This is a genomic window from Brevefilum fermentans (genome assembly GCF_900184705.1).
GTDB lineage: Bacteria > Chloroflexota > Anaerolineae > Anaerolineales > Anaerolineaceae > Brevifilum > Brevifilum fermentans.
In genome coordinates, this window is sequence record NZ_LT859958.1 from 1,142,023 (window position 1) to 1,168,454 (window position 26,432).

Here is a 26,432-nt window from a genome sequence, read left to right on the forward strand (position 1 = left end):
TATGTGGAAAAAATACATTTTAGCAGATTCAATTGAGACAGCGGTTGTAGCTTTGACCGAAGGGGAAGAAACCGCGCGGATTATCGCTGGCGGCACCGATCTGATACTTGAGCTGGAGCGTGGCACCCGTCAGGGCGTCAGCACTCTGATTGATATCACCCAAATACCTGGTCTGGATGAAATTTGGGAAGACAGTGACGGCTTGATCCACATCGGCCCATTGGTGACTCATAATCACGTGCTGGCTTCACTGCTGATCCGTGAGAAAGCCTATGCTCTCCTGCAAGCCTGTTGGGAGATAGGCTCACCACAAATCCGCAATCGAGGGACGGTCGTTGGCAATTTGGTAACGGCATCACCGGCGAACGACACCATCAGCCCTTTGATGGCTCTTAACGCAAAGCTCAGGCTGGCGTCAACGCGGGGCGAACGCATCGTCTCTCTGGAGGATTTTTACACAGGTGTACGCAAAACTGTGATGAAAAACGATGAAATCATTACGGAAGTCTTCTTCCCAGCGCCTGGTACTCACCAGGTGTCCTATTTTATTAAAACAGCCCTGCGCAAAGCCCAGGCAATCTCAGTCATTAATATCAGCCTTCTGTTGTCAATGCAGGGAGATGTGATCGAGAATGCCAGGATTACCCTGGGTGCAGCCGCTCCAACGATCATCCATGCCGAGGCAGCGGAAGTCTTTCTTGCCGGAAAACCGTTGAACGACACGGTGATTGAACAGGCGGCTGAATTGGTGGCTGAGGCAGCGTCACCGATTTCGGATTTGCGTGGCTCCGCTGATTATCGGGCGTACATGATGGGCGTAATCGCAAGACGCGCCTTGACCACTATTGCAAACGGTGTCGATAAGACACAAGTCCCGAGTGAACCGGTTTTGCTGATGGGGTCGGGTATGCATGTAAAAGCACCCAAATTGCCCTGGACGGGCGAGGAGATCCACACCTGGATCAACGGGAAGGAATACCGGTTTAAAACGGGATTTACAAAGACATTATTAAATTTGATCCGTGATGAAGCGGGTTTAACTGGCACGAAAGAAGGTTGCGCAGAAGGTGAGTGCGGCGCCTGTACGGTTTACCTGGATGGCAGGGCAGTGATGAGCTGTCTGGTACCGGCGCCCCGGGCGCATGGCGCCGAGATTGTAACGATCGAAGGTATGCGTGCTGGCGAAAAATTGCATCCGGTTCAGGAAGCTTTCATTGAACACGGCGCAGTCCAATGCGGCTTTTGCACTCCCGGGTTTGTGATGTCAGCGATCAAATTGCTCGAAGAGCGCGAAACCCCTTCACAGGCAGAGATCCAGCAGGCGATTACCGGGAACCTGTGCCGCTGTACAGGCTACTATAAGATTATTGAAGCGATTGAAAGCGCCAGCCAACGGATGCATGTTGGTGATCAGGCATAAAGCAGAACAGGAGTTAGCATGGCATATATTGGTAAATCTGTAACACGGATTGATGTCAGAGACAAAGTAACCGGAGAAGCGCTTTACCCTGCTGACTTTTTGTTGCCAGACCAGGCATATATGAAAATTCTTTTTGCAGGGCGACCTCACGCAGTAGTTAAAGCGATCGACACAACTGCGGCAGAAGCCATGCCCGGTGTTCTGGCTGTATTGACGGCAAAAGATGTGCCGGTGAACGAATACGGGTTGGGAACGAACGATCAACCTGTTTTGTGCGGACCGGGGTCATCCAAACCCTTCGCGGATCGGGTACGGTTTGTGGGCGACCAGGTGGCGCTGGTTCTGGCAGATACTGAGCAAATTGCGGCTGAAGCTTGCAAGAAGATTATCGTTGACTATGAAGACCTGCCGGTGGTTGATTCGCCAGAGGCTTCCATGGCGGATGACGCTGTCTTGCTGCATCCGAATCATGGGTCAAATGTCATTCTCGAATATCAAATTTTACATGGTGATGTGGAATCCGCATTTGGCGATTGTGATGTCATTGTAGAATGCGAATACCGCACGCCAATGCAGGAGCATGCATACCTGCAGCCTGAAGCCGGGGTCAGTTATATCGACGATGAAGGGCGGGTCACGGTTGTTGTAGCCGGTCAGTGGACGCATGAAGATCGAAAACAAATTGCCCATTCGCTGGACCTTCCCCTTGACCAGGTGCGTGTGATCTACCCGGCGATTGGCGGCGCATTTGGCGGTCGTGAAGATATGTCGGTGCAGATTGTGCTGGCGTTAGCTGCCAAATATTTACATGATCGGGGGATCAACCGACCGGTAAAAGTCGTCTGGAGCCGCGAAGAATCGATCATTGGTCATCACAAGCGCCACGCCTACAAACTGGTTGCTAAATGGGGAGCCACAAAAGATGGGAAGATCATCGCTGCCCAGGTGGATGTTACGGCTGATGGCGGTGCGTATGTGTACACATCGAACAAAGTGCTTGGCAACGCCACGTTGATGAGCATCGGCCCCTATGAGATCCCCAACGTGAAGGTGAATTCGAGGGCAGTCTATACCAACAACATTCCAGGGGGCGCTTTTCGCGGGTTTGGCGGACCGCAAGGAGCGTTTGAGGCGGAAATGCAGGTCAATCGCCTGGCAGAAGCTTTGGGTATGGACCCGGTTGAATTGAGAATGCGCAATTTGATTGAAGACGATTCGATTTTGTGCACCAATACCAAGCCCCCCAAGGGCGTGACGATTAAACCCGTGCTGGAGGCTTGTGCGACCAGGGCTGGCTGGGCTAACACGGACACAGGTTGGAACGCGCCGGCAAAAATGGGTTCCACGGATGCCCTGAAACGCGGTCGCGGCCTGGCGGTTGCTTTCAAGAACATTGGTTTTTCATTTGGTGCAAAGGAAAATTGCCATGCAAAAATTGAATTGCATGGCAAGACAGAGATTGAGCGGGTTGTGTTATATCACGCTGGTGCAGAGGTGGGTCAGGGTGCGCACACAGTTTTCAAGCAGTTTGCTGCTGAAGCCCTGGATGTTCCGCTGGAGAAAATCGATACAGTGTATTCAGACACAGCTATTACCGGTGATTCTGGCAGTGTTTCAGCATCACGAATGACCTTTATGGCGGGTAACGCAATTAAGGGAGCGGCAGATTTAGCTCTGGAGAAATGGGCAGCAGAAGAACGGCCTGCAATCGGCGATTATGTGTATTTTGCACCTCCCACTTCACGTTACGCACCTGTTACCGGGGAGTGTTATCCAAATATTTCTTATGGCTATGTATCAGAAGTGGTTGAACTGGAAGTTGATACAGAATCTGGCAATGTTCGGATATTGAAGATCTATTGTGCGGACGATGTCGGTAAGGCGATTAACCCACTGCAAGTCGTCGGTCAAATTGAAGGTGCGCTGGTCCAGGCGGTGGGATATGCCGTTCTGGAAAACTTCATCCACAAGGGTGGATACGTCCAAACCAATTTATTGTCGAATTATTTGATTCCCACGGTGTTGGATATTCCAGATGAAATAGAATCAATCATCCTGGAATACGCTGAACCTAATGGTCCTTATGGCGCACGGGGTATGGCGGAGATGCCCTATCTGCCATTAGCGCCGGCGGTGATGCATGCGATGTATGATGCAACCGGGGTGTGGTTTAACGAATTTCCCCTCACACCGGAACGGGTGCTGCGGGGATTGGGAAAAATTAAATGAAACCTTTTGTGCTCATCTGGGGCGGAGGCGACCTGGCAAGCGGGGTTGCGATTCGATTGCATCGGGTGGGCATTCTTGTATTCGTTGTAGAAACCGCCCAACCAACGGCAGTGCGGCGTTCGGTTGCCTTTGCACAGGCAGTTTACGATGGTGAAACAACGATCGAAGGCACGGTCGGACGATTGATCGCATATCCAGAGGAGATGATCTCCTGCTGGAAGGAGGGAGCGGTGCCGGTCATGGTTGACCCCGAACTGGAATTGATTTCAGTTTTCAAACCGTTGGTGCTCGTCGATGGGCGTATGCGAAAAACCCGCGAGGTTCTTTCCCTGGATATGGCGCAATTGGTGGTTGGGTTAGGACCAGGATTTACCGCGGGTGAGAACTGCCATGCAGCGATTGAAACGAATCGAGGACATTTTCTGGGTCGGGTTTACTGGCAGGGCAGTCCGCAAGCAAATACCGGCATTCCGGGGAAGATCGAGGGTTATACTCGGGAGCGGGTGTTATATGCCCCGACTGATGGTATTGTTCAGACCCTGGTTGATTTTGGTGATCATGTGCAGCCAGGTGACCCGGTGTTGATGATCGGAGATCAGACCATAAAGGCGCCTCTTGCGGGCGTCGTGCGTGGACTGATCCACCCAGGTATTTGGGTTAAGCATGGCACAAAGGTCGCCGATATTGATCCGCGACCTGAGGATTTTCGTTGCAGGGCAGTTTCAGAAAAAGCCCTGGCAATCGGCGGTGGGGTTTTGGAGGCAATTTTGACCAAACCTGAAATCCGTGCTGCCCTGTGGAATGAATAAGACCAATGGACCTGAGGCTGGCGCTCGGATTAACCGGTGCTGAGACGATTGCCTTTACAGGTGCTGGCGGGAAAACCAGCGCCATGGCAACCCTGGCCAGGGAACTGCTGCCGCCTGTGGTGATGACCACTACCACGCACCTGGGAAAGTGGCAGGGGGGGATCGCCCAGCAGCATATCATCATCACGTCGCCTGGGGCATTGAAGAAAAGTGATTTTTTGGGCTCGGAAACGATCCTGGTCACCGGTCCACCCGGTAAGGATGAACGTTGGGGAAGCCTTAATCCGGAATCGCTTGAGAAACTCTCCCGGATATGCCGTGAAAACGAGATACCTTTGCTGATTGAAGCGGATGGTGCTCGTCAACGCCCGCTTAAAGCGCCTGCAGGTTACGAACCGGCGATTCCACCCTGGGTTGACCGAGTGGTGGTCATGGCCGGACTGGGTGGCTTAAAAAGACGATTGAATGCGGATACGGTTCACAGGCCAGAGTTGTTTTCACAGATAACCGGCTTGAGGATGGGGGAAGAAATCAAAGTAGAGCATGTGGAACGAGTGTTGCGCTCAACTTCAGGGGGCTTGAAAGGGATACCAGATGGGGCGCGCCGAGTTCTGTTCTTGAACCAGGCAGAGGATTTGGTTTGTAAAGCCCAGGGAAACAGGCTGGCAAATGCACTGGAGGATGTATACCAGCGGGTGCTGATTGGTTTGCTGGCACAGCCAAACGCAGACGGACCGGTGTTCAGTGCGCACAGCCAAACGGCTGGAATTATCCTCGCTGCCGGCGGTAGTGAGCGATTGGGAGTGCCCAAACAGCTTTTAGACTGGTTTGGAAAACCGTTTATCGTCCAGGTGGCGCAAACTGCGCTAACGGCTGGACTATTCCCGGTGGTCGTGGTTACCGGCGCCCACCAGGCTGAAATAGAGACGGCTTTGGCAGACCTGCCGGTCAGGTGTGTGCACAACCCTGATTGGGCGTCGGGGCAAGCATCATCGCTGAAGGCTGGCTTGAAATCCCTGCCTGACCATTGTGATTGCGCCATGTTTTTGCTCAGCGATCAGCCCCAAATTACATCGCATTTGGTCCGTCAGTTAATTGAGCGACATCATGCCGTGCGTGCACCGATTACCGCTCCGATGATTCGCGAGCGTCGGGGAAACCCGGTGCTGTTTGCCAGCCAAACTTTTGGCGCGTTACGGGAGGTCAGCGGTGATCAGGGCGGGCGTGCCATATTTAATGCTTTTAAAGTGGACTATCTTCCCTGGATTGATGTGCGTGCTCTGCTGGATGTTGATCAGGAAAGCGACCTGAATAACCTGATCGAGCAGTATTTTGGTGAGGAAGCCAATTAATTAATCAAATGCGCATACCTTTTAAACTTTATTGGCTGTTTGGTGTTAATACTCATGAACGGGTAAAATGGAGCAGTTGGATGATCTGGAGAATTGTTTTTAGTTGAACAGGGCAAATGCTGTTGTTTGTTCTTCCTGATCTCGCCAGATGACCAAAATAGAAATTATGAAGATTAATGAGAGGATGTATATCGATGTCAATTGTGACCGAAAACGATGTTTTGAAGGCACTCAGCCAGGTGCAGGACCCGGAATTACGACGAGACCTGGTTTCTTTAAATATGATTAAAGACATCAAAATCACCGGAAGCAAGGTGACTTTAACCGTAGAACTGACCACGCCTGCCTGCCCATTGAAGCACCAAATCCAAAGAGACGTTGAAAACGCGGTTTTAGCGCTGGAAGGCGTTGAATCGGTCGAGGTCAACATGGGAGCACGGGTGCCTGAGGATAAAAAGATTACTGACTTGGCGATTAAAAATATTATCGCTGTTGCCTCGGGCAAGGGAGGGGTAGGCAAGTCTACCGTAGCAGTGAACATGGCTGTTGCCCTGGTGCAATGCGGCGCAAAGGTTGGTTTACTGGATGCTGATATTTACGGGCCGAATGTCCCCAAAATGATGGGTGTTCACACCCTTCCGCCCACACCGCAAGATAAGAAGATTCAACCGGCAGAGGCGTTTGGTGTTAAGGTGATGTCGATTGGCTTCATGGTTGGTGAGGGTCAACCGCTAATCTGGCGTGGACCGCTGCTGCACTCGGCAATCAAGCAATTCTTGCAGGATGTGGATTGGGGCGAGCTGGACTACCTGATCATTGATCTGCCGCCGGGAACGGGTGATGTTCAACTCTCGTTGGTGCAGACCGTGCCACTAAGCGGCGGTGTGATTGTCACCACGCCACAGCAGGTCTCCCTTGATGATGCTGCCCGGGCTGTGTCGATGTTTAATAAGATGGAGGTGCCGATTTTGGGCATCGTTGAAAATATGAGCTACTTGCAAATGGAGGATGGCTCTGTGCGGCGCTTGTTTGGCGAAGGCGGCGGAGAACAACTGGCTGGATGGGCAAAGGCACCTCTTTTGGCCAACATTCCCATCGAGGAAAGCGTACGTGAAGGCGGCGATACGGGCGTGCCAGTGGTCGTCCGAGACCCGAATTCACCCAGTGCGAAGGTGCTGATGGGCTTGGCGATGTCGGTGGCTGCGCGGATGAGCATGGTTGTGCTCGGCTAACGCAGTTTTTAGCCGGAACCTTGCTGTGCTATAATTTTAAATTATGAGTGAACCGTTTATTATTGGCGTTCAATTCGAACCGGTCGGGAAAAATTATTATTTTGATGCTTCCAGCTATCCGGATCTTCAGCCTGGAGACCCGATTGTGGTCCGAACCAGCCGGGGCCTCCAGCTGGCAAATATCACCCAAATCAATTTGGCAGTCGGTGACCTTGAACTTAATGGCTTTAAAGCCATTGAACGACCAGCCACTCCGCAGGACTTGTTGCAAAGGAAGACCCTGGCCATCCGAGAACAGGAAATCGTTGAAGAAATACGCGCTCATCTGGCTGGGCAGGGATTGAGCGCAGTCAAGGTTCTCTCTGCAGAATTTACACTGGATGGTGACCGTTTGTATGTGCTGATCAATGTCGAACCATCGGTGAGCGTGAACGCGAAAAAGCTGCAGCAGGACATCAAGCAAATGGTCAAAGGTGTTGAAGTTGACTTGCGCCAGATTGGGCCGCGCGACGCAGCAAAACTGATCGGGGGCTTAGGAGCTTGCGGTCTGGAATTGCGCTGCTGTTCGAAATTCTTAACAGAATTTGCGTCGATCTCAATTCGGATGTCCAAAGCACAGGATATCTCGCTAACGCCCTCTGAGATTACTGGAATGTGCGGTCGACTGCGCTGCTGTTTGATTTATGAATACGACCAGTACGTCGAAGCGATTAAGACTCTGCCAAAACGAAAGCGTAAGGTGATGACGCCTATGGGAGAGGGTAAAGTCGTGCAGATCTTACCCTTGCGGCAGTCGGTCATTGTGGATCTTCCCCAAATTGGGCCGCGTGAATTCTCGAAAGAGGCGCTCGATCGCGCCCAGCGGATTGCAGATGGTCAAGAGGTTGAACCGCTGCCTGAGGAATTTCCACTGGATGAACCGGCTTCCATTTGGCTTGAGGATCAGGCTGAGGCGAACGACGTGCCAGAAACTAAAAGATCAGACGCTAAATCAGGTTCTAAGCAACGACGAGGTCGAAAAGCCCGTCGAGCGAGAGGTCAGAAGAAGTAAGCCCCTTCCTGTTTATAAGGGATATGATCTTGTGGAAACGAATGAGAACTGGCTCACAACTAAAAATATCCTCGTCGTTTTAGCACATCCGGATGACCCGGAATTTTTTCTGGGTGGATCGATTGCCCGATGGATTAAAGCTGGGCACCACGTGCGCTACGTTTTGTTGACCAGAGGAGACAAGGGCTCCAATGACCCCCGGCTAACCGCCGAACAAATTGCCAAAATTCGCATCGATGAGCAAAGAGCAGCAGCGGAATTTTTAGGCGTTATCTCAGTTGACTTCCTGGGTTACGAGGATGGTTACCTGATTCCTGACCTTGAGATGCGGAAAGCGGTTGTGCGTTTCATCCGTAAGTACCGTCCGCAAATCCTTGTAAGCTGTGATCCCGAAAACCTCTTTCCCAGCCAGCAGTATGTTAACCATCCTGATCATCGCGCGGCAGGGCAGGTCGTGGTCGATGCGGTTTTTCCAGCGGCAGGCAACCAGTTTTTCTTCCCGGAGCTGCTGGAGGAAGGCTATGAACCCCATGAGGTTGAAGAGCTGTGGTTGAGCCTGACGGGTAAACCGGACGTTCGGCTGGATGTCACCGCACATTGGAATGACAAACTGCAGGCTTTGAAATTGCATGCCTCGCAGATTGGTGACCCGCGAGCCTTTGAAAAACGGATGCTCGAACGGGCACATAGCCATCAGGGCAAAGATTTTTATGTCGAAGAGGGGTTTCGGCGAATTATTTTCAGGAGGATTTCAGGATGACAATTTTGGACAAGGCTTTCGATCTGCGCGAGGAAACGATCGCCAGGCGGCGTGATTTTCATCAAAATCCGGAACTGGCTTTCAATGAAGTTCGCACAGCTCAAATTGTGGCACAAGAGCTGCGGGATTTAGGGTTGGAGGTGACCACCGGGGTCGCCAAAACCGGTGTGATCGGACTGTTGCACGGCGCTGCTGAGACACCTGTACTGGGTTTGCGCTTTGATATGGACGCGCTGCCAATCCAGGAGGAGACCGGAGCGCCTTATGCCTCTGTGGTGCCTGGAAAGATGCATGCTTGCGGGCACGACTGTCATACCGCTGTGGGATTAAGCGTGGCTAAGCTTCTGGCTGCTCAAAAGGATGAGCTACAAGGGACGATCAAGTTTATATTCCAACCGGCGGAGGAGATGGACGGAGGCGCGGCGCGCATGATTGCAGAAGGCGTTCTGGAAAACCCGAGCCTGGATTACATCATGGGCTTTCATGTATGGAATGAGCTACCAATCGGTTCTTATGGGCTCGTCCCAGGCCCGCTGATGGCAGCATCTGAAATTTTCAATGTGAAGATCAGCGGGAAGGGCGGTCATGGTGCCCAGCCTCATGCTACGCGAGACCCGATACTGGCTGCGGCTCACGTCATCACTGCGCTGCAATCGATTGTTTCCCGTAATGTGGACCCGCTGGATACGGCAGTGGTCTCCGTCTGCCAGGTTGAAGCGGGAACAGCCAATAATATCATCCCGCAAGAAGCGCTATTAACCGGAACATTGCGCGCCTTCAAACCTGAGGTGATGGCGATAGTGAAAGAACGCTTCAGAACGATTATCACCGAAATAGCGGGCACGATGGGTTGCCAGACCGAGATTGAATTAATCACGGTCACCGAACCGGTGATCAACGACGAAGCGCTAGTAGCACTGATGACCGAGATTACCCTGGAAATTCACCCGGATGCAACGATTGTGACGAACATGCAAACCATGGGAGGCGAAGATTTCTCGCTGATGATGAAAAAGGCGCCCGGCTGTTTTATGATGGTGGGATCAGCCAACCCCGAGCGCGGCTTGAATTACGGGCATCATCACCCAAAATTTGATGTGGATGAGTCGTGCTTGCCCTATGCTGTGGCGATCATGGCGCAGGGCGCAATGAGGGTTTTAGAGCGTCACCCAGGCTGAGATTGCCCTGGCCGACAGGCGCTGAACGGACATGTGAGGGGGATTTGCTGATTATTCAGAGAAGGATCTTGAGCCCCCTGCGATAAACCTGAGGCTATGGAAGTTGCTTGGGGAATATAAAATAATGATTGCCCCGAATTAATCAAATTGCAATATAATTAACCCGGTATGCAGGTTTCGTCAACTCCATAGATAATCTATGGTAGATTGGATGCCACTTTAGTATACTATGAGTCAGTGACTGCGTTGGTCACGCATGATTGGTCTAAAATGTAGAAACAGGAGGAACAATGAGTGATATTTTAAGTCAGGTAACCGGGCAGCAAGATTTTTTGAAAAAGATCCTGGCGAAGATCCCGGGCTTTAAAGGCTATATCGAGCGCGGCGACAGGCGGATGTCGGATAAGCTATTGCGCGAGAAGATCGCTGATGAGTTTGACACCCTCAACCAGCGTGTGTCGAGCCTGCAGCGTGAAATGGTTGACCAGGGCGAGCTTGCCGCGGTAGGCAGCCTGGAGAACGCGGCGATCAAACTGCGCCAGTTTACCGACAGGATACGAACTGCTTCTTACGGCTATGCCGGCATCTTTGATGCGATCAAGATCAAGGAAGAGCAGCTCGACCAGGTCTATCAATACGATTACGCCCTGCTGGAACTTTCTGAAAGCGTGGCGTCAGCTATTGATAATGTGGAAACCTCTATCGGCACGGAAGGACAGGATGCAGCGATCCGCCACCTGGTCACCGTCAGCCAGCAGTGTGTGGATGCCTTTAACAAACGGACCGAAGTGATGCAAGGCATCGCAGATTAGCCGACGTAGGCTAGATTGTTATTTGTCTAGATAAAGGATTGGAGTGAATAGATATGGCTAGAATTTTTGATGTTGTTGAATATCCAAAAGAGATGATGGATGAGATCGTGCATCGCTTCCCAGAGACCGGCGTTGCAGATCTGCGGATTGGATCACAGGTGATCGTCCGCGAATCACAAAGCGTGGTCTTCATGCGTGACGGACGTGCTTTGGATGTGTTTGGTCCCGGCCGCCACACAATCACCACCGCCAATATCCCCGGGCTGGTCGGTTTGATCGGTAAAGCCTTTGGTGATCGGACGCCGTTTACCGCCGAGGTGTTTTACATCTCAATGCGTGAGTTCGCCGATCAGAAGTGGGGCACCCCGCAACCGATTATCGTGCGCAACCCCGGAGTGGGATTGGGCGTGGCTTTGCTACAGGGTTTTGGCACCTACAGTTTCCAGGTTGCGGATCCGCAGCAATTTGTGACCCAGATCGTCGGTGCACAGGGCTTTTACCGCACCAGCGATATCGAGAACCGCCTGCGGATGATGCTGCTGGCAAAATTGACCGACCTGCTGGGTGAGACCACTGCCAAGAGCAATGTGCTAGAGCTGATCGGGTTGACCAATGAGCTATCAGCCGGTGTGCGCGCCAAGGCACAGGATGATTTCCGAGCGATTGGTTTGGATTTGAAATCCTTCTACATCGGCAACTTGAAACCCTCTGAAAAATCTGCAGAGGAACTGCGGGCGATGGGCATGCTCGACATGCAGACCTATACCCAGCTGCAGGCTGCGGATGCGATGCGTGACGCGGCGCAGAACCCTGCTGGCGGCGCAGGCTTGACCGCTGGCATCGGTGCCGGGATCGGAATCGGGAACGTGTTGACAGACGCCCTCAGCGGCGCCAGCCGACCGGCTGCTGCAACACCTGCTGCAGGCGGCGCAGGCGTGATGCCTGATGTCATGACTCCCGCTGAAGCAGCCGAGTTTCTGAAGGTCTCGGCTGAGGACGTGGTGGCAGCCATCGAAGCCGGTGACTTGCAGGCGCGCAAAATCGGCACGGCATACCGCATCAGCAAGGAAGCCCTGCAGGAATTCCTTAAGGGATAGTCGGAGAATAAATTTATAAATAAAGGGATACCCCGCCCGGGCGGGGTATCTGGATTTAAATGGAAAATGGGGGATAGGGAATGGCGAATGGGGAGTAGAGCTTAGAAGGTAGAGCTTAGAAGTTAGGAAATGGTTTAAACAGCGACAAAGCCCTTGAATAGCAGCTGGTGGAACCCGCTTTTCAACTGTCTGCTATGCACGATGAGCAACCCACCACTCGTTTATGGTATAATTTCCTCGGTAATTTATTAGACTTCCATAGAGCCCATGCGACTTCACGAGTACCAATCCAAAGAAATTTTCTCTGAACACAACATCCCCATACCCCAGGGGCGGCTGGCTGCCACTCCTGAAGAAGCCCGGCTGGTCGCCGATGAACTTCACGGCCCGGTTGTGCTGAAAGCCCAGGTACTGGTGGGCGGACGCGGCAGAGCCGGCGGCATCAGCCTGGTCAACTCGTCGGACGATGCGGAAGAAGAGGCTTCCAGAATCCTGGGTGCGCGCATCAAAGGCATCCCTGTGGGGCGACTGCTGGTGGAAGAAGCGATCAACATCCAGCAGGAGCTGTACTTGGGGATGACTGTCGACCGTGAACGCGGAGAAACTCTGGTGATTGCCAGCGCCGAGGGTGGAGTCAACATTGAACAGGTGGCGCAGGCATCTCCCGAGAAGATCGCCCGGTTGGGGGTCAACCCCCTGTTGGGATTGCGCGAGTTCCAGGCGCGCAACCTGGCAGCCGAGATCGAATTGCCGCGATCGCTCTGGCGAGCCTTTATGACCCTGGCGCTGAATCTGTATAAAGCCTACCAGGATCTGGACGCGACCCTGGCCGAGATCAATCCCCTGGTCATCACCAGTGAGGGGCGCCTGGTGGCGCTGGATGGCAAGATCATCATCGATGATAACGCGCTGTTTCGACATCCCGCCTTTTTTGATAAGCGGGATACTTCCGCCGAGGCGCCTGAAGTGGCTGAGGCGCGCAAATTCGGTCTGTCTTATATCAAGATGGACGGCGACATTGGCTGTATGGTCAACGGCGCCGGGTTGGCGATGGCGACCATGGACATTATCCAGTTTAAGGGCGGGAAAGCAGCGAACTTCCTGGATATCGGCGGCGGCGCCAGTGCAGAAAAGGTGACCGCAGCTATGCGCATTCTGCTGGCAGACCCCCAGGTGAAGGCGGTGCTGGTCAACATTTTCGGCGGCATCACTCGCTGTGACGAGGTCGCCCACGGCATTCGCATCGCACGGGAGGAGATCGAAACGCAGGTGCCGTTTGTGATCCGCCTGGCGGGGACCAACGCGGTCGAGGGAGCCCGCATCCTGGCGGATGCCAACCTGGAGACCGCGCACACCCTCAGCGAGGCGGCTGAGATCGCGATTGCACTGGCGGAGAGGGAGACGGCATGAGCATTTTGGTGAATGGCAACACACGCCTGGTGGTGCAGGGCATTACCGGGCACGAAGGCCACTTCCATGCCCAGGCGATGCTGGATTACGGCACGAATATCGTCGCCGGGGTGACCCCCGGCAAGGGCGGCGAATGGGTGCTGGGCGGCAAGGTGCCCGTGTTCGACTCGGTGCACACCGCGGTGGAGATGACCGGCGCCAACACCAGCGTGATTTTTGTGCCGGCGCGGGCGGCTGCGGATTCCATCCTGGAGGCGGCGGATGCTGGCATTGAGCTGATCGTGTGCATCACCGAGGGCGTGCCGGTGAAAGAGATGCTGACGGTCAAGCACATGCTGACGCGCCAGAACGCAATTCTGCTGGGTCCCAATACACCGGGAATCATCTCACCGCCCGATACGCGTGTGGGCATCATCCCCGGAGAGATCACTTTTGCGGGGAATGTGGGCGTGGTGTCGCGATCGGGCACGCTGACCTACGAGGTGATGCACGCACTGATGATGGCGGGGATCGGCACCAGCAGTTGTGTGGGCGTGGGGGGCGACCCGATCATCGGGGCGAATTTTGTGGACATCCTCTCGTATTTTGAGGGGGATTCGGCGACCGAAACCGTGGTGCTGATCGGCGAGATCGGCGGCCGCGACGAGGAGCGGGCTGCCGAGTATATCGCCGAAGCGATGACCAAGCCGGTGGTGGGTTTTATTGCCGGCCTGGCTGCGCCCGAGGAGACGCGCATGGGGCACGCCGGGGCGATCGTGGAGGGGGGCGTGGGCAGCGCCAGGGACAAGGTGGCTGCGCTGGAGGCGGCTGGCGTGCGCATCGCGCGCACCCCGGAGGAGATCCCCGGGTTGGTGCGGGGGAGGTAGCAGGTCCGGCTCGCTGCGTTCAGCCCCTTTCGCTTCGCTACAGGGGATCCGCTGTACTTCAGGGACGTTGAAGGGGACGGGGGGGTGAGGGTATTCGTTCCAAAAAAAAACGAACCGAAACGAATAAAGGAATGTCTTAGCTTTCATCAGACCTCTTCTTTTTTAATATTCTTTCATGGCGCGGGTAAGCTGCGTGAAAAAGACGCTGGCTAGCATATGGTCGGTTTGCAGCAGGCTCGCCAAACGCAGCATGGTTTTGCTGACCACAGCCAGGTGCTGGCTGCACACCGATGTATGCAGCATAGCGCTGAGGCGGTTTGTGACAGCTTCAGCTTGGCTGCCGGTATGGGACCCGGCTGGGATGCTTTGGCAGAGGCGTTTGGCGGTGCCGACAATTAAAAAGCTCCTTTCGGTGTGGATGCGATTAAAGATAGAACATAAGTTCTAATTTTAATGAAAGTATAGCATTAAAGGTGGGGGATTTCAATACGTAAAAAGCGGCAAATAACGACCTCTTTTTGCCGCAAGCGGCATGTTGGCTGACAGGTGATCCTACTTGCTTCACTCTACCCCTTTCGCTTCGCTACAGGGGTTCCGCTGCGCTTCAGGGACGTTGAAGGGGACGGGGGGGTGAGGGAAGGGAATTTGATTTTCGATTATAATCAAACTACAGCCTTAAGCGGGAGGTATCAACACAATTATGGTCAGCAATTTTATCACGAATGATGGTGGAAAAGACCTTCGGACCCGCCTTTTAGAACTGGTGGAAAACAGCGAAGAGATGAAATTCCTGGTGGGTTTTTTCTATTTTTCGGGGATGCGTGAGCTTTATGAAGGACTGCGCAAGCACCCGACTTCAATTTTAAAAATCCTGGTCGGTATGAATGTTGACCAGCTTAATTTCAGGTTAATTGAATATGGTGAATACAACCCTGCCCAATCCGATGCTGAGAAAACGGATCAATTCCTTGATAATGTGCGTCTTTCACTGCGCGATGATCAATTTGATTCTCAGGAATTTTACGAGCAAATTTCCTTTTTCATCGAAATGATCAGAGATGGTCGGCTGATTATTCGCAAAACCCGTCAGCCCAATCACGCTAAAATCTACTTCTTTATTGATCAAGAAAGCGTGTTTGCCAACAAGCTGTTTATCACAGGCTCCAGTAACCTGACCAAACCTGCTCTGACCACCCAGGCTGAATTCAACGTCCAAATTCGTGATTACGGCATTGATGAAACCGAAGCCTACTTTGACGCACTGTGGGATGACGCCATCAAAATTACGGAAGATGATGTGATCAGACAAAGAATGATCAGAGTGATCGAAAAGGGCACCATGGTGCGCCAGGTCACGCCTTTTGAAGCGTACGCGCTGACCTTAAAGACCTATTTGGATAGCTATCAACAAAAAGAGATTGGTGATTACCTGATCCACCTGCTGAAAAAGAATGGCTATGTGCCGTATCAATACCAGTTAGATGCGGTGCGCCAGGCGCTTTCGATCATTGAGAGCCAGGGCGGTGTGGTGGTGGCGGACGTTGTGGGATTGGGTAAAACGATTATCGCCTGTGCGATTGCCCGGCAGTTGGGAAAACGCGGGGTAGTGATCTGTCCGCCAGGTTTGATGGGTGATCACAACAAGACCAGTGGATGGCGCATGTACCTGGAGCAATTTGAGCTCCCACAATGGGAGGTGCGTTCGGTGGGTGATCTTGAGAAAACAGCCGAGTTTGTTCAACGCGTGAAAGACATCGAGGTGGTAATCATTGACGAGGTGCACCGTTTTCGCAACCAGGACACCCAAAGCTATGAGCTGCTGAAAAACATCTGCCGGGATAAGATCGTCATTCTTCTAACAGCAACGCCATTCAATAACCGCCCGGGCGATATCCTTGCGCTGCTGAAATTGTTCATCGTCCCTAAAAAGTCAACCCTTACCCTGGAGAGCAATTTACTGGAAAAATTCAGGGCATACAAAAGCACCTTTGACCGCCTGTCTTATATCAAAAAGAACTACAACTCGCCCATCGCTGATAACCGAGCAAAAGCAGAAGGGTATTATGAAGCGCTGTTTGGCGAAAGCGGGATTGATCTGACAAAGGTCACCGCACGTTCAAGGTACCTGGCAGCCGAGATTCGCCATGTAATCCAGCCCGTTACCATTCGCAGGAACCGGCTTGACCTGCAAAATAACCCCTTTTATGCGGGTGAGGTTAAAGACCTTTCCAAAATTGCTGACCCTGAAGAATGGTTTTTCGAACTAACCCCTGAGCAATCTGCGTTTTACGATCAGATCATCACCCGATACTTTGGGTTGCCCGAAGAAGGCGGGGAATTTAAAGGTGCGATTTACCAGCCCTTTATTTATGAAACTGCCAAGACAGAAGATTTTACCGAAAAAGAAAATTTTGAGATGCAACAACAGCGCAACCTGTTTGACTTTATGCGCCGTTTGATGGTTAAACGCTTCGAGAGTTCCTTTGGCGCTTTTGAACAATCGATAAGACGCTTCAAGCGCATCAATGAGAACGCGCTCACTTTCATAAAAACATCGAAAAAATACATTTTAGACCGTTCACTGATGGAGAAGATTTATGACGAGGATGAAGAAACCATCGAGGCTTATCTTGAGGAATATGAAGCTAATTTGCTAAAAGGCACCTACCCGAAGAACCACCGCGTATATGATTTGAATAAATTCAGCTTTGCGGATGCATTTATTGAAGACATTAAGTCCGATTTAGCGATGTTTGACCATATCCTCAGCCAGCTTGAGGCAATGGATCTGGTGGCGGAGGACCCTAAAGCAGGCTGCTTGATTGAAAATATAACCCGGGTTTTAAATACATCACCCAAACACGGTGAGCCCAAGCGTAAGGTTGTTATCTTTTCGGAATATGCCGATACCGTCAGCCACCTCAAAGAAGCCTTGGGTGTGCCCTTTGGCGAACGCTTGCTGGTGGTCAGCGGGAACCTCACAGGCGCGATGAATGAAAAAATTGCAGCAAATTTTGACGCCTCACACCTGCACCCCGTGGATGATTTTGATATCTTGTTATCGACCGACCGCATCTCTGAGGGGTACAACCTCAACCGGGCGGGCATGGTGATCAACTACGATATCCCCTGGAACCCGGTGCGAGTCATCCAACGCGTGGGGCGCATCAACCGCATCAGCAAGAAGGTGTTTGATGAATTGTTCATCGTCAACTTCTTCCCTACTGAAAAAGGGTCAACGCTGGTTAAATCGCGCGAGATTGCGACCAATAAGATGTTTCTGATACACGAGGTGCTGGGCGAGGACGCCAAGATTTTCGATGTGGATGAAAGCCCTTCAGCCGCAGCCCTGTTTGACCGTATTCGCCAGAACCCCGACGAAATGGAAGCCGAATCCTTCTACACCACCATGCTCAAGCGCTATATGGAAATTGAAAAGAATCACCCCGACCTGGTAGAGGCGCTGCACGATTTCCCGCCGCGGGTGAAGGTTGCCAAGGCGGGTAAAACAGATGAGCTGCTGGTGTTCTTTTTGAAAGGCAGGCTGTATATCCAGGCGATTAATGATGGGTTTGGAGAGGGTGCTGAGCCATATGCACTGACCTTCGAAGATGCCCTGCCAAAGATCGAATGCACCATAGATGAGGAAGGTTTGGACTTGAGTGCAGATTTCTGGGAGAAGTATCTGGCTGCCCGGCAGGTGAAAGAACCGCGAGAACAACCCCTCAGTCCGCAGAGCATTGAGAAAAAGGCGATCAACAATTTGAAGACCTTGCTGCAAAGGGATTATGAGCAGTTAAAACCCTATCGGGAGTTCGTGACCACGCTGCTGGAGGATATCCTGGATTATGGCACGCTACCGGACTTTACCCTGCGGCGGATTAGCAACCTGAACACAACCAACGCCAGACAGCTCAACGCACTTGAAAAAGACCTGAAGCAGCTGCTGGGTGAGCTGGGTGAAAATTACCTGAAAGCGGTTAAGGCAGACCGTGACCAACTTCGACCAAATATTATTATTGCGATTGAGAATCAAAAGCCATGACTTCAAAAATCTTAAATGACCTTATCCAAGATGTTAATCACGACACGTTAACACGTTTTTTTCAAGACCGCTCTTCGCTGTTTCGAGCAGACAAAGCATCGCTGAAAGAATATGAGACCGATCAGTTTAAGGAGGGCACAAAGCTGGGAGAGCTCCCCTTTGGGCTGATTGACCATATCATAGTGTGCTGTTTTAAAGTCACACGAGAGCTTTCGGAGCGCAGTGGAAAAAAAGCACAGTATGAGCTGGCAAAAAAAGTTATTCGTGATCTGAGTATGGACGCGGGCATTTTTGTGTTCATTGGAGAGAACGGGGCTTTTCGCTTTTCGCTGGTATATGCCAGTTACCTGGGCACAAAAGTTGATTATTCCAACTTTCGCCGCTTTACCTATTATGTCAGTCCTCAGTTGACCAATAAAACCTTCCGCCAGCGGATTGGCGAAGGTGACTTTTCATCGCTGGAGAGCATCAAAGAAGCCTTCTCAGTGGAAAAGGTGACCAAGGAGTTTTACCAGAAGATTTCCTACTGGTATTTTTGGGCTTGCCAGCAGTGTCAGTTCCCAAAAGATGCAGAAGCTGAAGAAAACGGGCGCCAGGTGGCGGTGATTCGCCTGATCACACGCATGATTTTCATCTGGTTCATGCGTGAGATGAAACTGGTGCCCAACAACTTGTTTGAAAAAAGCTTCTTCAAAGCGGCACTAAAAAATCACGACGATGCAAATTCAACCTATTACATGGCGATTTTGCAGAACCTGTTCTTTGCGACGCTGAATACCAAGCCTGAAGAGCGTAACTTTCGCAGTCCAGTTCGGGGAGCTAAGGGCATCAACCCTGACTTTGGCAATCAGTATAAGTATCGCTACCAGGATTTATTCCATGCGCCAGACCAGCTTACCAATTATTTTGGCGAGATTCCCTTCCTCAACGGCGGGTTGTTTGACTGCCTGGACGATAAACCGCAGGGCAGGTATGTGGATGGCTTTACAGAGACCAAAAAATTTCAACCGCGGGTACCAAATGTGTTATTCTTTTCACCGGAGAGAACTGTTGACATTAACGCCGAGCTGGGTACTACCAACCGAACCTATCGGGTGGAGGGGTTGATCAATATCCTCTCCACTTACAACTTCACCATCGATGAAAACACGCTGGATGACCAGGATGTGGCGCTGGACCCCGAACTGCTGGGCAAGGTGTTTGAGAACTTGCTGGCGAGCTTCAACCCGGAGACCTCCACGACAGCGCGTAAAGCCACGGGCAGCTACTATACGCCGCGTGAAATTGTTGATTATATGGTTGAGGAATCCCTTAAAGCTTATTTTGCAAATTATTTAGATGATGTTGACGCCATTGAAGACAAACTTGAGAGTTTATTTGATACCAACAACGATGAAAACCCCTTCACAGCCGAAGAGACCCGCCGAATGGTTGACCTGGTGGAAGATGTGCGCATTGTCGACCCGGCGGTGGGCTCTGGCGCCTTCCCGATGGGGGCGCTGAATAAGCTGGTGTTTATCCTTGCCAAACTGGATAAGGATAATGTTTTATGGAAAAAGGCACAGCTTGACGGAGCGGATGCCATCTCTGACCCGGCGGTGCGCGCCAATGTGAAGGAAAGCATTCAAAATTATTTTCGAGAAAAAGACGCCAATTACGGCAGGAAGCTGTATTTAATCCAAAAATGTATTTATGGCGTGGACATCCAGCAGATTGCAGTAGAGATTGCCAAACTGCGCTTTTTCATCGCCCTGCTGGTGGATGAGAAGGTTGACAAAAGCAAAGATAACTGGGGCATTGAACCGCTGCCCAATTTGGATTTTAAGATCATGCAGGGCAACAGCCTAATTTCAGAATACCTGGGTATCAAGTTCACGCTTGATGGAGATGGTGCTGATAAAAATGGAAACTTACACTTGTTCGCAGACGAAAACAAACAATATATTGAAGCATTCGATCAGAAGAAAACCGAATATCAAATTACTTCAGACCCCCGACATAAAAAGGCACTTCAAAAAGAAATTGAAGACCTATTAATAAAAATATTCGAGGATCTGGTGAAAAGACAGAAATCGAATTATTATCAGCGCTTGAAGGCGGTTGAGCGAAAATATGCCGATATTCCTGATCGTGCTTCCAGAGAAAATGCCATATCTGAAGAAAAACTACAGCTTGCAAAAAGCTTTGACTTTGATTTTTCTGCGGTCGAAGAACAGCTTCGACAGTTTACCAGCAGACAAAGAATTAAACCCTTCTTTCCTTGGGAAATGTACTTCTCAGAAGTGTTTTTAGAAAAGAATGGCTTTGATGTCATAATCGCCAACCCGCCCTATATTGGAGAGAAAGGACATAAAGAACTTTTTAGTGAGGTGAAGAAAGCTAACCTAAAAGAATATTACTTAGGGAAAATGGATTACTATTATTTTTTTATTCATCTTGCTTTCGACCTGGGAAACCCAGAATCCCAAATTGCCTTTATTACCACAAATTATTACCCAACAGCTACAGGTGCTGTGAAATTACGAGCAGATATCAATAAACGGGCATCAGTAAGAAAATTAATAAATTTGAACGAATTGACAATTTTTGAGTCTGCGCAGGGTCAACACAATATGATTTCACTCTTGTCGAAAGGCTATCAGCCCGATTTGATTGCACAAACCTGCATCACTAAAAGAAAAGGCATGATATCCCCTGAAATTTTTTCACGCATTGTCAACAAACTTGACGATCAAACAGGTTATTATCTTGTGCTACAAAAGTATCTGTATGATGATATAGATCACCAAATACGTTTGTCGGGGATTAAAAATTTGCAGTGCGATCCAATACAAACCGCATTGCAAAAAATGGCGAAATTCGGTTACCCTTTAGGTGAAATTTGTAATGTAAACCAGGGCATAGTGACTGGTGCAGACAAGGTGTCTAAATCACACATTAGAAAATTGAATATTGACGCAGAGGTCGGAGAAGGGATTTTTGTTCTAAATGGACAAGAAGTTGATGAACTAAACCCATTGAATTCGGACAAAAAGATTCTTAATCCCTGGTTTAAAAATTCAGATATAAACCGTTGGTTTACATCAATTACAACGCCTGAAAAGATACTTTATCTTCATAGAAAAAGTGAACCATCGGTGAGAATAATAAATCATCTTCGCAAGTATAAATCGATATTAGAAAACCGAAGAGAAGTAACAAATCATGTTATTGAGTGGTGGAAACTCCAGTGGCCTCGATCTGAGGATATATTTTTGGGACAAAAAATTGTAGTTCCTCAAAGAAGCCCAACCAATACTTTTGCTTACAATGATATACCCTGGTATGCAAGCGCAGATGTTTATTATATAACCGAAAAAAAGAAACAAGTCTCTCTTAAGTACCTCTTAGCACTTCTCAATTCTCACCTTTTATATGTTTGGCTGTATTTTCGTGGAAAGCGAAAGGGAGAAATGCTGGAGTTGTATCAAAAGCCACTATCTGAAGTACCTATCAAACTAATACCAAATTCACAGCAGAAACCCTTTGTTGACCTTGTTGATCAGTTATTATCATTGACCTATTCAAATAATTATTTCAATGACATGGATCAACAAAGGCAAGTTAGGACGTTGGAGTTAGAAATTGATCGATTAGTTTTTGAGCTCTATGAATTAACTGACGAAGAGATATCTGCTATAATGTCTTTTAACAATTAATTTGGAACTGTCTGAAACGTGTTAGATATAAGGAGAGCTGTGGCATGGAAAAAAATGAGGTCATACCAGCGTTTGAAATGCTATTGGATGAAATCGATGCTGTCGTTATGGCGTTGAATGAAGAAGGCGCACAACTGTTGACCGCGGGGAAGTACGCTGATGCGCGGGCATTGATTGCAAAGGTTGAGTCGATTAACGCCATTCGCGTAAAAGTACAATCATTGTCAGAGGAGTGGCGCAGGCTTTCATTCAAAACCGTCAAAAAACCGGGCAGAAAACCACGTCAAGCAAAGCTAAAGCCGACCGCCCGCCTGGGAAAAGGGATGCGAACGCCTGAAGAAGCCTTCAAATTGCCATTATTGAAAACGTTGATTGAGATGGGCGGCGCTGGCAGGGTGTCAGAAGTTTTGGACCGAATGGAAAATCATGTTAAGCCGATGCTTACAGAACCCGATTATGAACCATTGAGCTCAACCGATGAGTTTCGCTGGCGTAATACAGCGAAGTGGGCGCGACAGGAGCTGATTTATGACGGGTTGCTGGAAAAAGACTCTCCTTATGGGATTTGGACAATCAGTGATAAAGGGAGGGCATGGGTAGAAAAACAGTCACAAGAACCTATGCCATAGAATATTCACGAAAAGCAAACAAAAATTCAATTTCCTGGAGATAAGAATGAGAGTGCAGATCGGCCTGTAGCTTTAGAGCAAATCATTGAAGTTTGTCATGAAATATTTAACAACGGTAGAGATTACAATGAAGCAGTAAAACTGGTAGCCATGCGGAGAGGGCTCAAATCAGTTCATACGGTCTATGACAAATGCACCAGGCAGCTTGGATTAACGACGGCTGAATTCAAAGCGGTAACAGAAGATAAATATCAAATGATTAAGTTTCTAATCGATAGATTCCCGAATTATCAATCTTATATTGTTGAGCAGTTGGGACCGTAAAACTTTTATTTATACCCTTTTATTTTGTTGTGCTTCGTTTTTTGAAAATCAGGTGCATACCATATTTTGATAATTAAATAAAAACGAGAGATGGTGGAAATATGAATGACAGAGATGTAATGCCTGCCTTTGATATGCTTATGGAAGAATTGGATGCAATCGTGACCCATCTTAATCAGCAAGGCGCACAACTCATGCAAGCCAAGGAATACGCCCAGGCACGTGAGGTGATCGTTAAGGCAGAAGCGGTGCTGGCTTTTCAAGCAAAAGTGAAAGCGCTGCAGGAGGAATGGGTTCGCCTGTCAGTTTCATCGTCCAAAAAAACACCAAGAAAGAAACAGCCCGGTCAACGAGTTATGACAACGATGCTTAAACAGGGTTTAAGAACGCCCAATGAGGCGTTTATGCTGCCGATTCTACAGGCACTGGTTCAGTTAGGCGGCTCAGGTCGGGTTATTGAAGTGCTGGATCGGGTTGAAAGGATGATGAAAGAACAACTGAATAAATATGATTATGAATCGCTCCCTTCAAACCCAAAAGAACTACGATGGCGTAACAATGCCCAATGGGCAAGATTGAACCTGGTTCAAGCAGGCTATTTAGCGTCCGACTCGCCGCGTGGCATTTGGGAGATTTCGGAAGCGGGGCGGGCGTTGGTTTTAGAAGCTAAAGAATGACAGGGTGGTGTTGTTGAGATTGCTTGCCATGCGCTACGCTTGGGCACGCTACGCAGTCGTGCCTCGCAACGACAGAGATTGCTTACCCTTCGCTGCGCTTGGGCACGCTACGCAGTCGTGCCTCGCAATGACAGAGATTGCTTACCCTTCGCTGCGCCTGGGTACGCTAGGCAGTTGTGCCTCGCAATGACAGGGGGTGATGAGATTGCTTACCCTTCGCTGCGCTTGGGCACGCTACGCAGTCGTACCTCGCAATGACAGGACGAAGTGTGCCTCGCAATGACAGGACGAAGTGTGCCTTGCAATGACAGGACGATGCGTGCACGGCATGACCACGTCCCACGCCCAGAGCCATTAACGCAAAAATAGGGCAGGACCAAGCGACCTGCCCCCGGGTTTTTGCTACTGCATTCCTATTTCCTAATTCCTATGAACTATTCATTCCCCCCAGGTTCACACACGTTTTTCGATATAATCGAGAATGTCCTGAACGGTGCGGATATCTCGGGCGTCGTCATCTGAGATGGTGACGTCAAATTTCTCACAGAAACCGTCGACCAGGAAGAACTGATCCATCGAATCAGCTTTTAGATCTTCAATGAAGTTCGTTTCGGGGGTAATCGTATCAATATCGACTTTCATCACATCGGCGATAACTTCTTTGACCATTTGCAGGTAGTCGGACATGCCATGCCTCCTTTGTGGATTATAATAGTTAAAATTCTAACAAGCTCTGGGGTTCTGTCAAGGCTTAACCCCGGCTTACCATTAATTAACAGCAGACGATGAGAAAAGACACGCAAATCACAGCACGTAAAGAGGATCACCTGCGGGTCAACCTGGAGGAAGACGTGGCTTCTGGCGTGGCGAGCGGGCTGGAGGCTTACCGCCTGATCCACCAGGCGCTGCCCGAGCTGGCGCTGGACGAGGTCGAGTTGGGGCAAACGCTGTTTGGAATGCAGCAGCGCGTCCCGGTGCTGGTCTCGTCGATGACGGGGGGCACGGAGCGGGCGGCGCGCATCAACCGGCACCTGGCGCTGGCAGCCGAGCAGGTCGGGCTGGCGATGGGGGTGGGGTCGCAGCGGGCAGCGATTGAGAATCCCGAACTGGCGGAGAGCTTCAGGGTGAGAAAATTTGCACCGGGGATTTTGTTGTTTGCTAACCTGGGCGCGGTGCAACTCAATGCCGGGTACGGCGTCGATGAATGTCGGCGTGCAGTGGAGATGATCGATGCGAACGCGCTGGTTTTGCATCTCAACCCCCTGCAGGAGGCGCTGCAGCCCGAGGGGCAGACGGATTTCCGTAGCCTGGTTGAAAAGATTGCTGCTTTGAGGGTGAAGCTGGGCCTGCCGATCATCGTCAAGGAGGTCGGCTGGGGAATCAGCGTTGAGGCCGCGCGGCTGCTGTACGATGCTGGGGTTGACGCGCTGGACGTCGCTGGGGCGGGCGGCACCTCGTGGTCGCAGGTGGAGATGCATCGCCAGTCCGACCCGTATTGGGCTCAAACGGCAGTGGCTTTCCGCGATTGGGGCATTCCGACAGCCGAGTCCCTGCGCGCGGTGAAGCCGGTGTTTCACGACCGACCGGTGTTCGCCTCGGGCGGTCTGCGCACGGGGGTGGAGATTGCCAAATGCCTGGCGTTGGGCGCCTCACTGGGCGGGATGGCTGGCACTTTTTTGAGGGCAGCGGATGAGTCACTGGAGGCGACGGTGAGGACGATGCAAATGATTGTGGAGCAGGTGCGCATCGCCATGTTTGCCTGCGGTGCGCGCAACCTGGCAGAGCTGAACGCGGATAAACTGGCGATCAACCTGAAGGCAGGATAGACGATGGATTGGGAAGATCAACTGGCGCGGTATGTTGCCGAAATTGAAGCGGGATTGCAGGCGTTTATTGAATCGTTAGAATTTTCTGACAGCGCTGAGCTGCGGTCCATGCTGCGATACCACATGGGCTGGGAGGATGACCTGGGCGGCGGCAAGCGTCTGCGCCCGGCGCTCACGCTGCTGTGTGCGGGAGCCTGTGGAGGAGATTATCAATCTGCCATGCCGGCTGCTTTGGGGGTTGAGTTTTTACACAACTTCACGCTGATCCACGATGATATTGAAGACCGATCCACCACGCGCCATGGGCGCCCGACGGTGTGGACGCGCTGGGGGCTGGCCCAGGCGGTCAACGCCGGGGATGGGCTGTTCAGCATCGCCCAGTTGGCGCTGTTGGGCCTGGTCGATAGCTGCGGTGAAACCGTTGCTATCCGGGCTGCGCGGGAAATGAACCGCACCTGTCTGCACCTCACCCGTGGGCAGCATTTGGATATCGCTTTTGAGAGCGAGGATGAGGTTGCACTGGAGGCTTACCTGGCGATGATTGAGGGCAAAACCGCTGCGCTGATCGCTTATTGTACGTCAACGGGTGGATTGGCAGCTGGCGCTGATGACGCCACTGTTGCCCGACTGGGCGCATTTGGCAAGGCGTTGGGCCTGGCTTTTCAGATCCAGGATGATTTCCTGGGCATCTGGGGAGACCCTGCGGTGACGGGCAAGTCAGCGGCGAGTGATCTGCTGGCGCGCAAAAAGACGTTGCCGGTGCTTTACGGGCTGAAAAATTGTGCGGAATTCAGGCGACTGTGGGAAGATGATGATCCGGACCCCGAGCTGGTCATGGCGATGGCGAGGACGCTGGCAGATTGTGGGGCTGCAGCGTATGTCAGGGAGCAGGCCGGTGCATATATGCGCCAGGCGAGGGAGGCTCTGGCAGAGCTTTTTCCGCATCCAAATCAGGATGCCAGAACGCTGATTGCCTTGACTGAAGCCCTTCTCAACCGGGAGATGTGATTTAATCTG

General features: G+C 51.1%; 20 protein-coding genes. 19 read left to right on the forward strand and 1 reads right to left on the reverse strand.

Annotation, left to right across the window (positions count from 1 at the left end; translation table 11 throughout):
* Position 1: 1 nt before the first annotated feature.
* The 17 genes from CFX1CAM_RS05095 to CFX1CAM_RS05170 all read left to right on the forward strand — a co-directional run bounded on the left by CFX1CAM_RS05095 (position 2) and on the right by CFX1CAM_RS05170 (position 23,589).
* Positions 2-1,420 (forward strand): FAD binding domain-containing protein, encoded by a 1,419-nt coding sequence (locus CFX1CAM_RS05095; RefSeq protein WP_087861976.1) that lies wholly within the window; start codon positions 2-4, stop codon positions 1,418-1,420.
* Between the two features lie 18 nt (positions 1,421-1,438).
* Positions 1,439-3,649, forward strand: coding sequence for a xanthine dehydrogenase family protein molybdopterin-binding subunit (locus tag CFX1CAM_RS05100; RefSeq protein WP_087861977.1), 2,211 nt, complete (start codon positions 1,439-1,441; stop codon positions 3,647-3,649).
* Positions 3,646-4,458 carry a selenium-dependent molybdenum cofactor biosynthesis protein YqeB gene (gene yqeB / locus CFX1CAM_RS05105; protein ID WP_087861978.1) on the forward strand — a complete coding sequence of 271 codons (813 nt, stop codon included), beginning with the start codon at positions 3,646-3,648 and terminating at the stop codon, positions 4,456-4,458. The genes CFX1CAM_RS05100 and yqeB overlap by 4 nt, the downstream gene beginning before the upstream one ends.
* Before the next feature lie 5 nt (positions 4,459-4,463).
* Positions 4,464-5,810 (forward strand): selenium cofactor biosynthesis protein YqeC, encoded by a 1,347-nt coding sequence (gene yqeC / locus CFX1CAM_RS05110; protein ID WP_087861979.1) that lies wholly within the window; start codon positions 4,464-4,466, stop codon positions 5,808-5,810.
* Between the two features lie 194 nt (positions 5,811-6,004).
* Positions 6,005-7,042 carry an Mrp/NBP35 family ATP-binding protein gene (locus CFX1CAM_RS05115; RefSeq protein WP_087861980.1) on the forward strand — a complete coding sequence of 346 codons (1,038 nt, stop codon included), beginning with the start codon at positions 6,005-6,007 and terminating at the stop codon, positions 7,040-7,042.
* Between the two features lie 43 nt (positions 7,043-7,085).
* Positions 7,086-8,093 (forward strand): PSP1 domain-containing protein, encoded by a 1,008-nt coding sequence (locus CFX1CAM_RS11350; protein WP_157891723.1) that lies wholly within the window; start codon positions 7,086-7,088, stop codon positions 8,091-8,093.
* Between the two features lie 31 nt (positions 8,094-8,124).
* Complete coding sequence (locus CFX1CAM_RS05120; RefSeq protein ID WP_157891724.1) at positions 8,125-8,853, forward strand: PIG-L deacetylase family protein; 729 nt, start codon at positions 8,125-8,127, stop codon at positions 8,851-8,853.
* The gene (locus tag CFX1CAM_RS05125; RefSeq protein ID WP_087861982.1) at positions 8,850-10,031 is read left to right on the forward strand and encodes a M20 metallopeptidase family protein; all 1,182 of its coding nucleotides are present in this window, start codon (positions 8,850-8,852) and stop codon (positions 10,029-10,031) included. Before CFX1CAM_RS05120 ends, CFX1CAM_RS05125 begins: the two co-directional genes overlap by 4 nt.
* A 290-nt stretch (positions 10,032-10,321) precedes the next feature.
* Positions 10,322-10,843 (forward strand): hypothetical protein, encoded by a 522-nt coding sequence (locus tag CFX1CAM_RS05130; protein ID WP_087861983.1) that lies wholly within the window; start codon positions 10,322-10,324, stop codon positions 10,841-10,843.
* A gap of 53 nt (positions 10,844-10,896) precedes the next feature.
* Positions 10,897-11,940, forward strand: coding sequence for an SPFH domain-containing protein (locus CFX1CAM_RS05135; protein ID WP_087861984.1), 1,044 nt, complete (start codon positions 10,897-10,899; stop codon positions 11,938-11,940).
* Between the two features lie 267 nt (positions 11,941-12,207).
* A complete protein-coding gene (sucC, locus tag CFX1CAM_RS05140; RefSeq protein WP_087861985.1) occupies positions 12,208-13,350 on the forward strand; it encodes an ADP-forming succinate--CoA ligase subunit beta in 1,143 nt (380 codons plus the stop codon).
* Positions 13,347-14,216 (forward strand): succinate--CoA ligase subunit alpha, encoded by an 870-nt coding sequence (gene sucD, locus CFX1CAM_RS05145; RefSeq protein WP_087861986.1) that lies wholly within the window; start codon positions 13,347-13,349, stop codon positions 14,214-14,216. The genes sucC and sucD overlap by 4 nt, the downstream gene beginning before the upstream one ends.
* Before the next feature lie 216 nt (positions 14,217-14,432).
* Positions 14,433-14,615, forward strand: coding sequence for a hypothetical protein (locus CFX1CAM_RS05150; protein WP_087861987.1), 183 nt, complete (start codon positions 14,433-14,435; stop codon positions 14,613-14,615).
* A gap of 301 nt (positions 14,616-14,916) precedes the next feature.
* Entirely contained in the window at positions 14,917-18,261 is a 3,345-nt protein-coding gene (locus CFX1CAM_RS05155; RefSeq protein WP_087861988.1) for a helicase-related protein, read from the forward strand.
* Positions 18,258-21,959: an Eco57I restriction-modification methylase domain-containing protein gene (locus CFX1CAM_RS05160; RefSeq protein ID WP_087861989.1), complete on the forward strand. Its 3,702-nt coding sequence runs from the start codon at positions 18,258-18,260 to the stop codon at positions 21,957-21,959. Before CFX1CAM_RS05155 ends, CFX1CAM_RS05160 begins: the two co-directional genes overlap by 4 nt.
* A 44-nt stretch (positions 21,960-22,003) precedes the next feature.
* Positions 22,004-22,588: a winged helix-turn-helix domain-containing protein gene (locus CFX1CAM_RS05165; protein ID WP_087861990.1), complete on the forward strand. Its 585-nt coding sequence runs from the start codon at positions 22,004-22,006 to the stop codon at positions 22,586-22,588.
* Positions 22,589-23,013: 425 nt separating this feature from the next.
* The gene (locus tag CFX1CAM_RS05170; protein ID WP_087861991.1) at positions 23,014-23,589 is read left to right on the forward strand and encodes a winged helix-turn-helix domain-containing protein; all 576 of its coding nucleotides are present in this window, start codon (positions 23,014-23,016) and stop codon (positions 23,587-23,589) included.
* Positions 23,590-24,042: 453 nt separating this feature from the next.
* On the opposite strand, the gene CFX1CAM_RS05175 is transcribed toward CFX1CAM_RS05170, so the two are convergent.
* Positions 24,043-24,276, reverse strand: coding sequence for an acyl carrier protein (locus tag CFX1CAM_RS05175; protein ID WP_087861992.1), 234 nt, complete (start codon positions 24,274-24,276; stop codon positions 24,043-24,045).
* 98 nt (positions 24,277-24,374) lie between these two features.
* Between CFX1CAM_RS05175 and fni the strand changes: the two genes are divergently transcribed.
* Together fni and CFX1CAM_RS05185 are read left to right on the forward strand one after the other, a co-directional pair.
* Positions 24,375-25,415, forward strand: coding sequence for a type 2 isopentenyl-diphosphate Delta-isomerase (gene fni, locus CFX1CAM_RS05180; RefSeq protein ID WP_087861993.1), 1,041 nt, complete (start codon positions 24,375-24,377; stop codon positions 25,413-25,415).
* A gap of 3 nt (positions 25,416-25,418) precedes the next feature.
* Positions 25,419-26,423 (forward strand): polyprenyl synthetase family protein, encoded by a 1,005-nt coding sequence (locus CFX1CAM_RS05185; RefSeq protein ID WP_087861994.1) that lies wholly within the window; start codon positions 25,419-25,421, stop codon positions 26,421-26,423.
* Positions 26,424-26,432 lie beyond the last annotated feature (9 nt).

Excerpts from the sequence above, each read along its gene's own strand:
- CFX1CAM_RS05095 (WP_087861976.1), top strand. The coding sequence starts at position 2 with ATGTGGAAAAAATACATTTTAGCAGATTCAATTGAGACAGCGGTTGTA.
- CFX1CAM_RS05100 (WP_087861977.1), top strand. The coding sequence starts at position 1,439 with ATGGCATATATTGGTAAATCTGTAACACGGATTGATGTCAGAGACAAA.
- yqeB (WP_087861978.1), top strand. The coding sequence starts at position 3,646 with ATGAAACCTTTTGTGCTCATCTGGGGCGGAGGCGACCTGGCAAGCGGG.
- yqeC (WP_087861979.1), top strand. The coding sequence starts at position 4,464 with ATGGACCTGAGGCTGGCGCTCGGATTAACCGGTGCTGAGACGATTGCC.
- CFX1CAM_RS05115 (WP_087861980.1), top strand. The coding sequence starts at position 6,005 with ATGTCAATTGTGACCGAAAACGATGTTTTGAAGGCACTCAGCCAGGTG.
- CFX1CAM_RS11350 (WP_157891723.1), top strand. The coding sequence starts at position 7,086 with ATGAGTGAACCGTTTATTATTGGCGTTCAATTCGAACCGGTCGGGAAA.
- CFX1CAM_RS05125 (WP_087861982.1), top strand. The coding sequence starts at position 8,850 with ATGACAATTTTGGACAAGGCTTTCGATCTGCGCGAGGAAACGATCGCC.
- CFX1CAM_RS05130 (WP_087861983.1), top strand. The coding sequence starts at position 10,322 with ATGAGTGATATTTTAAGTCAGGTAACCGGGCAGCAAGATTTTTTGAAA.
- CFX1CAM_RS05135 (WP_087861984.1), top strand. The coding sequence starts at position 10,897 with ATGGCTAGAATTTTTGATGTTGTTGAATATCCAAAAGAGATGATGGAT.
- sucC (WP_087861985.1), top strand. The coding sequence starts at position 12,208 with ATGCGACTTCACGAGTACCAATCCAAAGAAATTTTCTCTGAACACAAC.
- sucD (WP_087861986.1), top strand. The coding sequence starts at position 13,347 with ATGAGCATTTTGGTGAATGGCAACACACGCCTGGTGGTGCAGGGCATT.
- CFX1CAM_RS05150 (WP_087861987.1), top strand. The coding sequence starts at position 14,433 with ATGGTCGGTTTGCAGCAGGCTCGCCAAACGCAGCATGGTTTTGCTGAC.
- CFX1CAM_RS05155 (WP_087861988.1), top strand. The coding sequence starts at position 14,917 with ATGGTCAGCAATTTTATCACGAATGATGGTGGAAAAGACCTTCGGACC.
- CFX1CAM_RS05160 (WP_087861989.1), top strand. The coding sequence starts at position 18,258 with ATGACTTCAAAAATCTTAAATGACCTTATCCAAGATGTTAATCACGAC.
- CFX1CAM_RS05165 (WP_087861990.1), top strand. The coding sequence starts at position 22,004 with ATGGAAAAAAATGAGGTCATACCAGCGTTTGAAATGCTATTGGATGAA.
- CFX1CAM_RS05170 (WP_087861991.1), top strand. The coding sequence starts at position 23,014 with ATGAATGACAGAGATGTAATGCCTGCCTTTGATATGCTTATGGAAGAA.
- CFX1CAM_RS05175 (WP_087861992.1), bottom strand. The coding sequence starts at position 24,276 with ATGTCCGACTACCTGCAAATGGTCAAAGAAGTTATCGCCGATGTGATG.
- fni (WP_087861993.1), top strand. The coding sequence starts at position 24,375 with ATGAGAAAAGACACGCAAATCACAGCACGTAAAGAGGATCACCTGCGG.
- CFX1CAM_RS05185 (WP_087861994.1), top strand. The coding sequence starts at position 25,419 with ATGGATTGGGAAGATCAACTGGCGCGGTATGTTGCCGAAATTGAAGCG.